We start from the raw sequence: 13,029 nt of genomic DNA, 5'->3' as shown, positions 1-13,029 counted from the left end.
GGGAATGGATAAATCCATTTCCTCTAGTTTTTCATAAATCCACGGTAGTTTCGTTTCACCAACTGGCTTTCTAGTTGTTTCATTGTCTCCAAGGCTACCCCGACAACAATTAACAAAGATGTTCCGCCAATTTGTGCACTTTGAGGCAATCCAGCGAATTGAATGAAAAAGATAGGAAGAATGGAAATCACGGCTAAGAATATAGAACCCACAAACGTAAGTCGATACAAAATGCTCGTAATTCTATCTTGAGTCATTTTCCCTGGACGAACCCCCGGGATATAGCCACCCTGTTTTTTAAGGTTATCAGCCATTTGTTCAGGGTTTACCTGTACAAAAGCATAAAAGTACGTAAAGGCAATAATCAACGCAACATATATCGCCATACCCACCGGATGCGTATTATCAAAGTTGTTTTGAATCCACTTTGTCACATCGTTTGTTCCAAAGAATGACGCGATCGTCCGCGGCGTTATCAAAAACGCAACCGCAAAGATTACCGGAATAACCCCTGCAGGATTCACTTTCAATGGAAGGTGTGTAGACTGACCTCCGCCAGCAGGTGAACGACCTGTGCCTTTAGCATATTGAATCGCAATTTTCCGTACGGCTTGCTGAATGAAAATAACTCCAACAATAACTGCTAAAATCGCAATCACAAGAAGTGCGACTTTCACAATATGAATAAACAACTGATCGTTGCTGCCGACAAATTGAGTCTCATATATTTGCCCAATTGTTTTTGGAATACTAGACACAATCCCCGCGAAGATAATGATCGATATTCCGTTGCCTACTCCATGAGAAGTAATTTGTTCCCCAAGCCACATTAAAAAGGCAGTTCCGCCAGTGAGCACTAAAGCAATGATAAGATATGTCGATACACCGGATTTTTCGATCAGCATACCGTTTGCCAGATTGTTAAATCCATATGACATACCTAATGCTTGGATGAAACCAAGCACAATCGTAAAGTACCTTGTGAACTGAGCTAATTTACGGCGGCCAACTTCACCTTGCTTAGACCACTCGGTAAACTTCGGTACAACATCCATCTGAAGCAGCTGAATGATGATCGAAGCCGTGATATAAGGAGTAATTCCCATTGCGAAAATGGAAAATTGGTAAAGCGCACCGCCGCCAAATGTATTAAGGAGATCAAAAACACCCATTTGAGACTGTGCCTGTAACGCTTCAGCGTTAACGTAAGGCACAGGAATAAACGCACCTATGCGAAAGACGATAAGCATGAGTAAAGTGAATATGATTTTATTCCTGATATCACTCACACGCATAAAGTTGGAGATTGTTTTAAACAAGTTAGATCACCTCAGCTGTACCGCCAGCAGCTTCAACAGCTTCTTTCGCAGAAGCAGAGAATTTATTGGCTTTTACAGTTAATTTTTTCTCTAATTTACCGTTGCCAAGAATCTTTACTCCTGCATTAAGTTTGCTAATAACACCAGTCTCTAGAAGAAGTTCAGGAGTGACTTCCGTTCCTTCTGCAAAACCGTTCAATTTGTCTAGGTTGACTACAGCGTATTCCTTGCGGTTGATGTTAGTGAAACCGCGTTTAGGAAGACGTTGGAATAAAGGCATTTGTCCCCCCTCGAATCCAGGGCGTACACCGCCACCAGAACGAGCGTTTTGACCTTTGTGACCTTTACCAGCTGTTTTACCGTTGCCAGAACCAATACCACGACCTACGCGATTACGCGTTTTGCGTGAACCTTCTGAAGGTTTTAATTCATGAAGTTTCATTAGGACACCTCCTTATCCGATCAAATATTTTTATTGTTCTTTAACAGAAACTAAATGAGATACTTTATTAATCATACCACGGATCGCAGCGTTGTCTTCATGAATAACAGTTTGGTTTGTTTTCTTTAAACCAAGTGTTCTTACAGTAACGCGTTGGTCTTCCGGGCGACCGATTACACTTCGTTTGAGGGTAATTTCTAATTTAGCCATTAATGTTCCCTCCTTATCCTAACAGTTCTTCTACAGATTTTCCACGAAGCTTCGCAACGTCTTCAGCACGTTTAAGTTCACTTAAACCTTGAAGTGTTGCACGAATCATGTTGATCGGTGTGTTAGAACCTAAAGACTTAGAAAGGATATCAGCTACACCAGCTAGCTCAAGTACCGCACGTACAGGGCCTCCAGCGATAACTCCAGTACCTTCAGAAGCAGGTTTTAACAAGATGTTACCTGCACCGAAACGTCCGATGATTTCGTGTGGAATTGTAGTTCCAACCATTGGTACTTCAATCAAATTCTTTTTCGCATCTTCAACAGCTTTGCGGATCGCTTCTGGTACTTCTTGTGCTTTACCAGTACCGAATCCTACGTGTCCGTTTTTGTCACCGACAACGACTAGAGCTGCGAAGCGGAAACGACGACCACCTTTAACAACTTTCGCTACGCGGTTAACCGTAACTAAGCGTTCTTCTAACTCTAATTTGCTTGGGTCAATACGACGCATAATCATGTGTCCCTCCTTCTTTTATTAAAATTTAAGTCCAGCTTCACGAGCGGCATCAGCCAAAGCTTTTACACGTCCATGGTATAAGTATCCGCCACGGTCAAATACTACGTCAGAAATGCCTTTTTCAGCAGCGCGTTTTGCAACTAATTCTCCAACTTTAGTAGCAGCAGAAGTATCTCCAGTGCTTTCAACGTTCAAGTCTTTATCGAGAGTAGATGCACTAGCAAGTGTTACACCATTTACATCATCGATGATTTGAGCGTAAATGTGCTTGTTAGAACGGAAAACGTTCAGGCGCGGTCTTTCAGCAGTACCGGAAAGTTTAGCGCGAACACGAGCGTGTCTTTTAAGACGAGCAGCATTTTTGCTAGTTTTCGTAATCATCTAGGTCACTCCTTTCTTCACTTTAAGCGATCTTACTTAGCAGATTTACCTTCTTTACGGCGAACAACTTCACCTTCGTAGCGGATTCCTTTACCTTTGTAAGGCTCTGGAGAACGTACAGCGCGGATGTTAGCAGCAATAGCTCCTACACGTTCTTTGTCTGTACCTTTTACAACTACTTTTGTTTGAGAAGGAACTTCGATTTCGATGCCTTCTTCAGGAACGATCTCAACAGGATGAGAGTATCCAACGTTTAAAACAAGTTTATTTCCGGATTTAGAAGCACGGTAACCGACACCGACTAATTCCAAACCTCTTTCAAATCCTTTAGATACACCTTCAACCATGTTGCCAAGCAGACTGCGAGTCGTACCATGCAGGGCACGGTGCTCTTTTTGATCAGAAGGACGAGCGACTGTAAGCACATTGTCCTCTACTTTAATCTCCATATCAGGGTGAAACGTACGAGTTAATTCTCCTTTTGGTCCTTTCACAGCTACAGTGTTGTTATCATTTAACGTTACTGTAACATCAGAAGGAATCTCAAGTAGCTTCTTACCTACACGAGACATACCAAACACCTCCATTCATGTTAAACTTCTTACCAAACGTATGCTAGAACTTCTCCACCAGCTTGTTTTGCACGGGCTTCTTTGTCCGTTAAAACACCTTGTGATGTAGAAATAATCGCGATTCCAAGACCGTTAAGTACGCGAGGTACTTCATTAGATTTAGCATAAACACGCAAACCAGGCTTGCTGATTCTTTTAAGACCAGTGATAACGCGCTCGTTATTTTGTCCGTATTTCAAGAAAACGCGGATGATACCTTGTTTGCTGTCTTCTACGAACTCAACGTCACGAATGAAACCTTCACGCTTTAAAATTTCAGCAATTTCTCTTTTCAATTTAGAAGCAGGAATTTCAAGCTTCTCATGACGTACCATGTTTGCATTGCGAATACGAGTTAGCATATCTGCAATTGGATCTGTCATAACCATTATATAATTACCTCCTTCCCTTTCTTGGGGATTACCAGCTGGCTTTTTTCACGCCAGGAATTTGTCCTTTATATGCAAGCTCACGGAAACAAATACGGCAAAGTTTAAATTTACGAATGACTGAATGCGGACGTCCGCAGCGTTCACAGCGTGTGTACTCTTGTACTTTAAACTTTGGTGTACGTTGTTGTTTCGCAATCATAGACTTTTTAGCCACGATTTCGCCTCCCTTTCATTGATTATTTCTGGAACGGCATACCTACTTGAGTTAATAGCTCACGAGCTTCTTCGTCAGTATTAGCAGTTGTTACGATAACGATGTCCATTCCGCGAACCTTTGTTACTTTATCGTAGTCAATTTCAGGGAAGATTAACTGTTCTTTGATACCAAGTGTGTAGTTACCGCGACCGTCGAAAGATTTTTTAGAAACCCCGCGGAAGTCACGTACACGTGGTAAAGATACAGAAATAAGTTTATCAAGGAAATCATACATGCGCTCTCCGCGAAGAGTTACTTTCGCACCGATAGGCATTCCCTCACGAAGACGGAATCCAGCAATTGATTTCTTCGCACGAGTAACGACAGGTTTTTGACCTGCGATAAACGTTAATTCTTCAACAGCACTGTCGATTGCTTTGGCGTTTTGAACAGCGTCACCAACACCCATGTTGATTACGATTTTTTCGATTTTAGGCACTTGCATGACTGAATCATAGTTGAACTTAGTCATTAAAGCAGGTGCAATTTCTTTATTGTACTTTTCTTTAAGGCGGTTCATGAGATAGACCTCCCTTCCTTTTAATACTATTTATCTAGAACTTGCCCAGATTTTTTTGCTACACGAACTTTTTTGCCATCTTCCACTTTGTATCCTACGCGAGTCACTTCACCTGTTTTAGGATCGAGCGGCATAACGTTTGATACATGAATTGGCGCCTCTTGATTAGAAATACCGCCTTGAGGGTTAGCTTGAGTTGGTTTAGAGTGTTTCTTTACCATGTTAACACCTTCAACTAAAACGCGGTCCTTTTTAGGGAAAGCAGCAAGGATTGTTCCTTGTTTGCCTTTATCTTTACCAGAGATAACCATAACTTTATCGCCTTTTTTTACATGCATCCTGATCGCACCTCCTTGAGTAAGGCATTTATTTCATTAGATAACTTCTGGAGCTAGAGAAACAATTTTCATAAAGTTGTTTTCACGCAATTCACGAGCAACTGGTCCGAAGATACGAGTTCCGCGTGGGCTCTTGTCGTCACGGATGATAACACATGCATTCTCATCGAAGCTGATGTATGAACCGTCACTTCTGCGCGCTCCGCTTTTAGTGCGAACGATAACAGCTTTTACGACTTCACCTTTTTTGACAACGCCTCCTGGTGTTGCTTGTTTAACCGTGCAAACAATTACATCACCAATGTTAGCTGTTTTACGTCCAGAACCACCAAGAACTTTAATAGTAAGTACTTCACGTGCGCCAGAGTTGTCAGCTACTTTTAAACGAGTCTCTTGTTGAATCATTATTTGTTACCTCCCTTCGGAAAAAGAATTCCGAACTTTATTAGATAATAACAGCTTCTTCGACAACTTCAACTAGACGGAAACGCTTAGTTGCAGACAATGGACGAGTTTCCATGATCTTAACGATGTCACCGATTTTAGCTTGATTATTTTCATCATGTGCTTTGAATTTTTTTGAGTATTTTACGCGTTTACCGTAAAGTGTATGTTTTTTGTATGTCTCAACAACAACAGTAATGGTTTTATCCATTTTGTCAGAAACAACACGGCCTTGGTAAACTTTGCGTTGGTTACGTTCGCTCATGCTCACGACCTCCCCTCAGTGATTATTTATTAGCAGCAATTTCTCTTTCACGAATCACAGTTTTCATGCGCGCGATAGCTTTGCGCACTTCACGAATGCGAGCAGTATTTTCAAGTTGTCCTGTCGCTAATTGAAAGCGAAGATTGAAAAGTTCTTCTTTAAGAGACTTTACTTTTTGTTCAATTTCAGCAGTGGTAAGGTCACGAATTTCATTAGCTTTCATTTGATTCACCACCAATTTCTTCACGTTTTACGAACTTCGTTTTAATTGGCAATTTGTGAGATGCAAGGCGAAGCGCTTCACGAGCAACCTCTTCAGACACACCAGAAATTTCAAATAAAACTTTGCCCGGTTTTACAACAGCTACCCAACCTTCTGGAGCCCCTTTACCGGATCCCATACGTACCTCAAGTGGTTTAGCAGTGTAAGGTTTAGAAGGGAAAATTTTGATCCAAACTTTACCGCCACGTTTCATGTAACGAGTCATCGCAATACGTGCAGCTTCGATTTGACGGTTAGTAATCCAAGAAGCTTCTAGAGCTTGGATACCGAATTCTCCGAAATGTACTTCAGTACCGCCTTTCGCACGGCCACGCATTTTTCCGCGATGCTCTCTGCGATATTTAACGCGTTTTGGTAATAACATATTATTTTCCTCCTTCCTCAGTTTTCTTCTTAGTAGGAAGAACCTCTCCACGATAGATCCAGACTTTTACACCAAGCTTACCGTAAGTAGTATCAGCTTCAGATGTTGCATAGTCAATGTCCGCACGTAATGTGTGCAATGGAACAGTTCCTTCACTGTAGTATTCAGAACGAGCGATATCTGCACCGCCAAGACGACCAGAAACCATTGTTTTCACACCTTGTGCTCCAGCACGCATAGTACGTTGGATTTGTTGTTTCTGCGCACGGCGGAAAGAAACACGGTTTTCTAATTGACGAGCGATGTTGTCAGCAACTAGCTGTGCATCAAGATCTGCTCTTTTGATTTCAAGAATGTTAATGTGTACACGCTTGCCAGTAAGGCTGTTAAGGGCTTTGCGAAGTGCTTCGACTTCAGAACCGCCTTTACCGATAACCATACCAGGCTTAGCTGTGTGGATCGTAATGTTAACGCGGTTTGCTGCACGCTCGATTTCTACTTTAGAAACAGAAGCGTCAGAAAGGCGTTTGCTAATGTATTCACGAATTTTTAAATCTTCGTGCAGGAAGTCAGCGTAATCTTTACCAGCGTACCACTTAGATTCCCAATCACGAATGACTCCGATACGAAGACCGACTGGATTTACCTTTTGACCCACTACTTATCCCTCCTTCTTTTCTGATACAACGATTGTAATGTGGCTCGTACGTTTGTTGATTTGGCTCGCACGTCCCATAGCACGTGGGCGGAATCTTTTTAACGTAGGGCCTTCGTCAACGAATGCTTGAGAAATAACCAGGTTGTTAGCGTCCATTTCATAGTTATGCTCAGCATTTGCAATAGCGGATTTTAATACTTTCTCGATAATTGGAGAAGCAGCTCTTGGTGTAAGGTTCAAGATTGATACTGCCTCACCTACTTGCTTGCCTCGAATCAGGTCCATTACTAGACGTGCTTTACGAGGAGCAATACGGACTGTTCTTGCAACAGCTTTAGCTTGCATTTAAAAGCCTCCTCTCTTAGCGTCTTGTTTTTTTGTCATCACTAGCATGACCTTTGTACGTACGAGTTGGAGCGAATTCACCCAACTTGTGCCCTACCATATCTTCAGAGATGAATACAGGCACGTGTTTACGTCCGTCATAGACTGCGATTGTGTGACCAATAAACTGTGGGAAAATAGTAGAACGACGAGACCAAGTTTTTACGACTTGTTTCTTGTCTGTTTCATTTAATTTCTCGATTTTAGTCATCAAGTGTCCATCGACAAATGGTCCTTTTTTTAAGCTGCGAGCCATTTTGGAACCTCCCTTCGTGATTGCACTACGGTCCGAAAAGAACCGTAGACAACCCCGTTATTTATTTTTACGACGACGTACGATAAATTTATCGGATTTGTTCTTTTTCTTCCGAGTCTTGAATCCAAGAGTTGGTTTGCCCCATGGAGACATTGGTGATTTACGTCCGATTGGCGCACGTCCTTCACCACCACCGTGTGGGTGATCGTTAGGGTTCATTACAGAACCACGAACTGTAGGACGGATGCCTTTCCAGCGAGAACGTCCAGCTTTACCAATGTTGATAAGTTCGTGCTGTTCGTTACCTACTTGACCGATAGAAGCACGGCAAGCAGAAAGGATCATGCGAACTTCACCAGAGTTAAGACGTACAAGAACGTATTTACCTTCTTTACCAAGAACCTGAGCAGATGTACCAGCTGAACGTACAAGCTGTCCGCCTTTACCAGGTTTTAATTCAATGTTATGCACAACTGTACCAACAGGGATGTTGATAAGTGGAAGTGCATTACCTACTTTAATGTCAGCTTCAGGACCTGACATGATTTCAGTACCTACTTGAATTCCTTTAGGAGCAAGAATGTAACGTTTTTCTCCGTCTGCATAGTTGATTAGAGCGATGTTAGCTGAACGGTTTGGATCGTATTCAACTGTAGCAACGCGTCCAGGTATACCATCTTTATCGCGTTTGAAGTCGATAACACGGTATTGGCGTTTATGTCCGCCACCTTGGTGACGTACAGTCAATTTACCTTGGTTGTTACGTCCGCCTTTTTTGTGAAGGGGAGCAAGCAAGGATTTTTCCGGCTTGTCAGTCGTGATTTCAGCAAAATCTGAAGTTGTCATGCCACGACGTCCATTAGAGGTCGGTTTATACTTTTTAATCGCCATTTTGAATTTCCCTCCTTCTTTTTACAGATAATTAAGCTTCAAAAATTTCGATTTCTTTGCTGTCTGCAGTAAGTTTTACGATCGCTTTTCTGCGACGGCTAGTCATACCAGTGTAGCGTCCAACACGTTTTGATTTACCTTTGTAGTTCATGATGTTGACTTTGTCAACTTTCACTCCAAAGATGCTTTCAACCGCGTCTTTCACTTCTGTTTTGTTAGCTCTTACATCAACTTCAAAAGTATATTTCTTTTCAGTCATTAAATCAGCAGAACGTTCAGTAATGACGGGGCGCTTTAGAACATCACGAGGATCTTTCATTATGCAAGCACCTCCTCTACTTTTTCAACCGCTGCTTTTGTAATCAGAAGCTTCTCGTGGTTGACAACGTCTAAAACGTTGATTCCGTTAGCTTCAACAACAGTAACTCCAGGAATGTTACGAGCAGATAAAGCTACTGCTTCGTTTGCATCCGCAGTTACGATTAAAGCTTTTTTCTCAACAGATAATCCTTTAAGGATAGCTGCCATTTCTTTTGTTTTAGCCGTATCAAGAGTAAGATCTTCAAGAACGATGATGTTGTTGTCGTTCACTTTAGAAGACAATACTGATTTGATTGCCAAGCGGCGAACTTTTTTAGGTAATTTATAAGAATAGCTGCGTGGTGTTGGGCCGAATACGACACCACCTCCGCGCCATTGCGGTGAACGGATTGAACCTTGACGGGCACGTCCAGTACCTTTTTGACGCCATGGTTTACGACCTCCGCCGCGTACTTCAGAACGATTTTTTACTTTGTGAGTTCCTTGACGTAAGGAAGCTCTTTGCATAAGAATAGCGTCGAATACAACACTCTCATTTGGTTCGATACCAAATACAGAAGCGTTTAATTCGATGTCACCAGCAGTAGAACCGTTTTGGTTGTATAATGCTACTTTTGGCATAATCAATTTCCTCCTTTCCTAAGAGAATTATTTAGATTTAACAGCACTTTTAACAGTGATTAAAGATTTCTTCGCACCAGGTACGTTACCTTTGATCAAAAGAAGATTGCGTTCTGCATCAACTTTTACGATTTCAAGGTTTTGAACAGTGATTTGCTCTCCGCCCATACGTCCAGGTAATAATTTACCTTTGAATACACGGTTAGGATCTACAGGTCCCATTGAACCAGGACGACGGTGGTAGCGTGAACCGTGAGACATAGGTCCGCGAGATTGTCCGTGGCGCTTGATCGCACCTTGGAAACCTTTACCTTTAGATACTCCTGTTACATCTACGATTTCTCCAGCAGAGAAAATTTCAACCTTGACTTCCTGACCAACTTCATACGCATCCATTTCCACTCCGCGTAATTCTTTAACGAAGCGCTTAGGAGCAGTTTCCGCTTTTGCAACGTGCCCTTTTTCAGGTTTGTTAGAAAGCTTTTCACGCTTGTCGTCAAAACCAAGCTGGATTGCTTCATAACCGTCGTTTTCAGCTGTTTTCTTTTGAAGAACAACGTTTGGAGCAGCCTCGATAACAGTTACCGGAATAAGATCACCATTCTCAGCGAATACTTGCGTCATACCAATTTTTCTTCCTAAGATTCCTTTGGTCATTCGTCACACCTCCTATTAAGATCATTCTATATTTTAGAATTAAAGTTTAATTTCGATATCGACACCAGATGGTAAGTCTAATCGCATAAGAGCATCAACAGTTTGTGGTGTTGGGTTCACAATGTCGATTAAACGTTTATGTGTACGCATTTCAAATTGCTCACGAGAATCTTTGTATTTGTGCACCGCACGAAGGATTGTGTAAACTGATTTTTCAGTTGGCAACGGAATCGGACCAGATACGCTGGCACCAGAACGTTTTGCCGTTTCAACAATCTTCTCTGCAGATTGATCAAGGATTCTATGATCATATGCTTTCAAACGAATACGAATTTTTTGTTTTGCCATTATTTTCCCTCCTTTTCGCCTACATCACGTTAGACAGTTCTCCGTGAGAAAAACCTGAACACCTTGCCATGGCAAAGCGGCCGGGTGTGTCAGCAACCTCTCACTTCATCGCAGTCAAAGACCAACATACACCATTATACAGAAAATAGGCGCATGTTGCAAGACTTATTTAAAATATGCATGGTTTGCACACTTTTTTTATTATACAGGGGTTTTTCTTATTTATCAAGGATCTATCATAAATGGTGTCGTGCATGTCGACTTAATGTGTTCGCGAATAATGACGGTTCCTCAATATGCGGGGTGTGAGCTGAGTTCTCAAATTGAAACCAGCGCTTTTCGGGTGCCTCAAGTTCTTGATAATACTGTTTCGATATTTCAGCAGGAACAATTAAGTCATGTTTCCCTGAAATGAAAACACACGGTACTTTAATAGAAGGAACTGATGTAAAAGCATTAAACCGGTACAACTCATCAGTTAAATGTTTTTTACTGAAGCGCAATCCATTAAAGAAGCTGTGCATGTTCCGCACTCCATACTCATTGCCAGTAAGCATTTGAAATATTACAGCTAGAGATTGACGATGACGACGAGTGAATCCTCCCCTGCTAAGCTCGACACAAAACCGATAGATAAGGTGCTGGATATCCTGCTTCCAAGGCGGAGCACCAATGAAACGTGTGAGGAAAGATAATAAGCTGGCTTTTTTTGATTCAGAAATTTCACGAATATGTTGATAAGCAGTTGATTCTTCATCGTGGGGGTTAACAACCTGGCTGATTCCATAATACGCGTAAAATAAATCAGGACACTGCTGCAGCACATGGAGCGCCAGTATTGACCCCCACGAATGACCGGCTAGGTAAAGTTTTGATTTTGAAAAATGAGCTAAAAGCCATTGAGTGACTTGGATTGTATCTTTAATGAAGTGATTTATTGTCATAGAGTGATGCGAAATTCGCTTAGAATAAGAAAGCCCCGATCCTCTCTGATCCCAATGAACTACTGTAAAATACTGTTCCAGCTCTTTTTGATAATGTCTAACATATCCGATTTGCGGCGTTCCCGGCCCGCCATGTAAAAAAAGCAGCAATGGATTTTTCACGTCATCTCCATTAATCATCAGCATTTGCTTTGTATTTCCAATGCTTATTTCTTTCATGATTGCGATTGATTTCTTTTCAGGAATCATAAATATTAACCCCTCGAATATGATAGATCCTATTATACAAGAAAAAGATAAGCAAACAAAAAACGAGACCCGCAGGGGTCTCGTTTAAAATCATACTATTACTCAGTGATTGTAGAAACAACGCCTGAACCAACAGTACGTCCGCCTTCACGAATAGAGAAACGAGTTCCTTCTTCGATAGCGATTGTAGAAATAAGTTCAACGTTCATTTCAGTGTTATCTCCAGGCATAACCATTTCTACGCCTTCTGGGAGATGGATGATACCAGTTACGTCAGTTGTACGGAAGTAGAACTGAGGACGGTAGTTAGAGAAGAATGGAGTATGACGTCCACCCTCTTCTTTAGAAAGAACGTAAACTTCAGCTTTGAATTTGCTGTGTGGAGTGATTGTACCTGGTTTAGCAAGTACTTGACCACGTTGGATTTCTTCACGAGATACACCGCGAAGAAGGGCACCAATGTTGTCACCAGCTTCAGCATAATCAAGAAGCTTACGGAACATTTCAACACCTGTAACAGTTGTTTTCTTGTTCTCTTCTTGAAGACCGATGATTTCAACTTCGTCACCGACTTTAACTTGTCCGCGTTCTACACGGCCAGTAGCAACTGTACCACGACCAGTGATTGAGAATACGTCCTCAACTGGCATCATGAATGGTTTTTCAGTGTCGCGTTCTGGAGTTGGGATGTACTCATCAACCGCATCCATAAGTTCGAAGATTTTAGCTTCCCACTCAGCGTCTCCTTCAAGAGCTTTAAGAGCAGAACCTTTAACAACTGGTACATCATCACCAGGGAAGTCGTATTCGCTAAGAAGATCGCGAACTTCCATTTCAACTAGTTCAAGAAGCTCTTCGTCGTCTACCATGTCGCATTTGTTTAAGAATACAACGATGTATGGTACACCAACGTTTTTAGAAAGAAGGATGTGCTCACGAGTTTGTGGCATTGGGCCATCAGCAGCAGATACTACAAGGATAGCTCCGTCCATTTGCGCAGCACCAGTGATCATGTTTTTAACATAGTCAGCGTGTCCTGGGCAGTCAACGTGTGCATAGTGACGAGTTTCAGTTTCGTACTCAACGTGTGCAGTAGAGATTGTGATACCGCGCTCACGTTCTTCTGGAGCACCATCAATTTGATCGTACGCCATAGCTGTACCTTTACCAGATTTCTTATGAAGTACTGTTGTGATAGCAGCAGTTAAAGTTGTTTTACCATGGTCAACGTGTCCAATTGTACCAATATTGGCATGTGATTTGGAACGGTCGAATTTTTCTTTAGCCATTCTAAAATCCTCCTTAAGAGCTTTTAATTAGTAATGTATAGAGTGATAGGAAGTGAAAGAAAGCTT

24 protein-coding genes are annotated in these 13,029 nt (G+C 41.9%); all 24 read right to left on the bottom strand.

Features of this window, described 5'->3' with window-relative positions:
• Window positions 1-23: 23 nt before the first annotated feature.
• Complete coding sequence (secY, locus tag NYE22_RS00825) at window positions 24-1,319, bottom strand: preprotein translocase subunit SecY (protein ID WP_004399662.1); 1,296 nt, start codon at window positions 1,317-1,319, stop codon at window positions 24-26.
• Between the two features lies 1 nt (window position 1,320).
• On the bottom strand, window positions 1,321-1,761 hold the full coding sequence (gene rplO / locus NYE22_RS00820; RefSeq protein WP_003225819.1) for a 50S ribosomal protein L15: 441 nt from the start codon (window positions 1,759-1,761) through the stop codon (window positions 1,321-1,323).
• A 30-nt stretch (window positions 1,762-1,791) separates the two neighbouring features.
• On the bottom strand, window positions 1,792-1,971 hold the full coding sequence (gene rpmD, locus NYE22_RS00815) for a 50S ribosomal protein L30 (RefSeq protein WP_342412229.1): 180 nt from the start codon (window positions 1,969-1,971) through the stop codon (window positions 1,792-1,794).
• A gap of 13 nt (window positions 1,972-1,984) precedes the next feature.
• On the bottom strand, window positions 1,985-2,485 hold the full coding sequence (gene rpsE, locus NYE22_RS00810; RefSeq protein ID WP_003328273.1) for a 30S ribosomal protein S5: 501 nt from the start codon (window positions 2,483-2,485) through the stop codon (window positions 1,985-1,987).
• A 24-nt stretch (window positions 2,486-2,509) separates the two neighbouring features.
• Window positions 2,510-2,872, bottom strand: coding sequence for a 50S ribosomal protein L18 (gene rplR, locus NYE22_RS00805; protein WP_003225816.1), 363 nt, complete (start codon window positions 2,870-2,872; stop codon window positions 2,510-2,512).
• 32 nt (window positions 2,873-2,904) lie between these two features.
• A complete protein-coding gene (rplF, locus tag NYE22_RS00800; protein WP_004399690.1) occupies window positions 2,905-3,444 on the bottom strand; it encodes a 50S ribosomal protein L6 in 540 nt (179 codons plus the stop codon).
• Between the two features lie 29 nt (window positions 3,445-3,473).
• Complete coding sequence (gene rpsH / locus NYE22_RS00795) at window positions 3,474-3,872, bottom strand: 30S ribosomal protein S8 (protein WP_003241998.1); 399 nt, start codon at window positions 3,870-3,872, stop codon at window positions 3,474-3,476.
• A 31-nt stretch (window positions 3,873-3,903) separates the two neighbouring features.
• Window positions 3,904-4,089: a 30S ribosomal protein S14 gene (gene rpsN, locus NYE22_RS00790; protein WP_003156488.1), complete on the bottom strand. Its 186-nt coding sequence runs from the start codon at window positions 4,087-4,089 to the stop codon at window positions 3,904-3,906.
• Window positions 4,090-4,111: 22 nt separating this feature from the next.
• Complete coding sequence (gene rplE / locus NYE22_RS00785) at window positions 4,112-4,651, bottom strand: 50S ribosomal protein L5 (RefSeq protein ID WP_003225809.1); 540 nt, start codon at window positions 4,649-4,651, stop codon at window positions 4,112-4,114.
• A gap of 26 nt (window positions 4,652-4,677) precedes the next feature.
• Window positions 4,678-4,989, bottom strand: a complete 312-nt coding sequence (rplX, locus tag NYE22_RS00780; RefSeq protein WP_003156486.1) for a 50S ribosomal protein L24 — start codon at window positions 4,987-4,989, stop codon at window positions 4,678-4,680.
• A 36-nt stretch (window positions 4,990-5,025) separates the two neighbouring features.
• Window positions 5,026-5,394 (bottom strand): 50S ribosomal protein L14, encoded by a 369-nt coding sequence (gene rplN, locus NYE22_RS00775; protein ID WP_003225805.1) that lies wholly within the window; start codon window positions 5,392-5,394, stop codon window positions 5,026-5,028.
• Between the two features lie 40 nt (window positions 5,395-5,434).
• Entirely contained in the window at window positions 5,435-5,698 is a 264-nt protein-coding gene (gene rpsQ, locus NYE22_RS00770; protein ID WP_003225804.1) for a 30S ribosomal protein S17, read from the bottom strand.
• 22 nt (window positions 5,699-5,720) lie between these two features.
• Window positions 5,721-5,921, bottom strand: coding sequence for a 50S ribosomal protein L29 (gene rpmC / locus NYE22_RS00765; RefSeq protein ID WP_003156482.1), 201 nt, complete (start codon window positions 5,919-5,921; stop codon window positions 5,721-5,723).
• Window positions 5,911-6,345, bottom strand: coding sequence for a 50S ribosomal protein L16 (rplP, locus tag NYE22_RS00760; protein ID WP_003225801.1), 435 nt, complete (start codon window positions 6,343-6,345; stop codon window positions 5,911-5,913). Before rplP ends, rpmC begins: the two co-directional genes overlap by 11 nt.
• A 1-nt stretch (window position 6,346) precedes the next feature.
• Window positions 6,347-7,003 (bottom strand): 30S ribosomal protein S3, encoded by a 657-nt coding sequence (rpsC, locus tag NYE22_RS00755; RefSeq protein ID WP_003242001.1) that lies wholly within the window; start codon window positions 7,001-7,003, stop codon window positions 6,347-6,349.
• Between the two features lie 3 nt (window positions 7,004-7,006).
• The gene (gene rplV / locus NYE22_RS00750) at window positions 7,007-7,348 is read right to left on the bottom strand and encodes a 50S ribosomal protein L22 (RefSeq protein WP_003156475.1); all 342 of its coding nucleotides are present in this window, start codon (window positions 7,346-7,348) and stop codon (window positions 7,007-7,009) included.
• 16 nt (window positions 7,349-7,364) lie between these two features.
• On the bottom strand, window positions 7,365-7,643 hold the full coding sequence (gene rpsS, locus NYE22_RS00745) for a 30S ribosomal protein S19 (protein WP_003156472.1): 279 nt from the start codon (window positions 7,641-7,643) through the stop codon (window positions 7,365-7,367).
• Between the two features lie 57 nt (window positions 7,644-7,700).
• Window positions 7,701-8,534: a 50S ribosomal protein L2 gene (rplB, locus tag NYE22_RS00740; RefSeq protein ID WP_003225795.1), complete on the bottom strand. Its 834-nt coding sequence runs from the start codon at window positions 8,532-8,534 to the stop codon at window positions 7,701-7,703.
• Between the two features lie 31 nt (window positions 8,535-8,565).
• Window positions 8,566-8,853: a 50S ribosomal protein L23 gene (rplW, locus tag NYE22_RS00735; protein WP_003156467.1), complete on the bottom strand. Its 288-nt coding sequence runs from the start codon at window positions 8,851-8,853 to the stop codon at window positions 8,566-8,568.
• The gene (rplD, locus tag NYE22_RS00730; protein ID WP_003225792.1) at window positions 8,853-9,476 is read right to left on the bottom strand and encodes a 50S ribosomal protein L4; all 624 of its coding nucleotides are present in this window, start codon (window positions 9,474-9,476) and stop codon (window positions 8,853-8,855) included. Before rplD ends, rplW begins: the two co-directional genes overlap by 1 nt.
• Before the next feature lie 27 nt (window positions 9,477-9,503).
• Window positions 9,504-10,133, bottom strand: a complete 630-nt coding sequence (gene rplC / locus NYE22_RS00725) for a 50S ribosomal protein L3 (RefSeq protein WP_004399671.1) — start codon at window positions 10,131-10,133, stop codon at window positions 9,504-9,506.
• A gap of 39 nt (window positions 10,134-10,172) precedes the next feature.
• The gene (rpsJ, locus tag NYE22_RS00720; protein ID WP_003156464.1) at window positions 10,173-10,481 is read right to left on the bottom strand and encodes a 30S ribosomal protein S10; all 309 of its coding nucleotides are present in this window, start codon (window positions 10,479-10,481) and stop codon (window positions 10,173-10,175) included.
• Window positions 10,482-10,717: 236 nt separating this feature from the next.
• Entirely contained in the window at window positions 10,718-11,674 is a 957-nt protein-coding gene (locus tag NYE22_RS00715; RefSeq protein ID WP_120027713.1) for an alpha/beta hydrolase, read from the bottom strand.
• A gap of 98 nt (window positions 11,675-11,772) precedes the next feature.
• Window positions 11,773-12,963, bottom strand: a complete 1,191-nt coding sequence (gene tuf / locus NYE22_RS00710; protein WP_003235058.1) for an elongation factor Tu — start codon at window positions 12,961-12,963, stop codon at window positions 11,773-11,775.
• Window positions 12,964-13,029 lie beyond the last annotated feature (66 nt).

This window comes from Bacillus sp. FSL K6-1560 (assembly GCF_038592935.1).
GTDB classification, from domain to species: Bacteria; Bacillota; Bacilli; order Bacillales; family Bacillaceae; genus Bacillus; species Bacillus subtilis.
Note: the sequence above shows the minus strand (reverse complement) of the source record. Positions and strands in the feature narration are given on the sequence as shown.

Coding starts and splice junctions, on each gene's coding strand:
- rplO (WP_003225819.1), bottom strand. CDS start 1,761: ATGAAACTTCATGAATTAAAACCTTCAGAAGGTTCACGCAAAACGCGT.
- rpmD (WP_342412229.1), bottom strand. CDS start 1,971: ATGGCTAAATTAGAAATTACCCTCAAACGAAGTGTAATCGGTCGCCCG.
- rpsE (WP_003328273.1), bottom strand. CDS start 2,485: ATGCGTCGTATTGACCCAAGCAAATTAGAGTTAGAAGAACGCTTAGTT.
- rplR (WP_003225816.1), bottom strand. CDS start 2,872: ATGATTACGAAAACTAGCAAAAATGCTGCTCGTCTTAAAAGACACGCT.
- rplF (WP_004399690.1), bottom strand. CDS start 3,444: ATGTCTCGTGTAGGTAAGAAGCTACTTGAGATTCCTTCTGATGTTACA.
- rpsH (WP_003241998.1), bottom strand. CDS start 3,872: ATGGTTATGACAGATCCAATTGCAGATATGCTAACTCGTATTCGCAAT.
- rplE (WP_003225809.1), bottom strand. CDS start 4,651: ATGAACCGCCTTAAAGAAAAGTACAATAAAGAAATTGCACCTGCTTTA.
- rplX (WP_003156486.1), bottom strand. CDS start 4,989: ATGCATGTAAAAAAAGGCGATAAAGTTATGGTTATCTCTGGTAAAGAT.
- rplN (WP_003225805.1), bottom strand. CDS start 5,394: ATGATTCAACAAGAGACTCGTTTAAAAGTAGCTGACAACTCTGGCGCA.
- rpsQ (WP_003225804.1), bottom strand. CDS start 5,698: ATGAGCGAACGTAACCAACGCAAAGTTTACCAAGGCCGTGTTGTTTCT.
- rpmC (WP_003156482.1), bottom strand. CDS start 5,921: ATGAAAGCTAATGAAATTCGTGACCTTACCACTGCTGAAATTGAACAA.
- rplP (WP_003225801.1), bottom strand. CDS start 6,345: ATGTTATTACCAAAACGCGTTAAATATCGCAGAGAGCATCGCGGAAAA.
- rplV (WP_003156475.1), bottom strand. CDS start 7,348: ATGCAAGCTAAAGCTGTTGCAAGAACAGTCCGTATTGCTCCTCGTAAA.
- rpsS (WP_003156472.1), bottom strand. CDS start 7,643: ATGGCTCGCAGCTTAAAAAAAGGACCATTTGTCGATGGACACTTGATG.
- rplB (WP_003225795.1), bottom strand. CDS start 8,534: ATGGCGATTAAAAAGTATAAACCGACCTCTAATGGACGTCGTGGCATG.
- rplW (WP_003156467.1), bottom strand. CDS start 8,853: ATGAAAGATCCTCGTGATGTTCTAAAGCGCCCCGTCATTACTGAACGT.
- rplD (WP_003225792.1), bottom strand. CDS start 9,476: ATGCCAAAAGTAGCATTATACAACCAAAACGGTTCTACTGCTGGTGAC.
- rplC (WP_004399671.1), bottom strand. CDS start 10,133: ATGACCAAAGGAATCTTAGGAAGAAAAATTGGTATGACGCAAGTATTC.
- rpsJ (WP_003156464.1), bottom strand. CDS start 10,481: ATGGCAAAACAAAAAATTCGTATTCGTTTGAAAGCATATGATCATAGA.
- NYE22_RS00715 (WP_120027713.1), bottom strand. CDS start 11,674: ATGATTCCTGAAAAGAAATCAATCGCAATCATGAAAGAAATAAGCATT.
- tuf (WP_003235058.1), bottom strand. CDS start 12,963: ATGGCTAAAGAAAAATTCGACCGTTCCAAATCACATGCCAATATTGGT.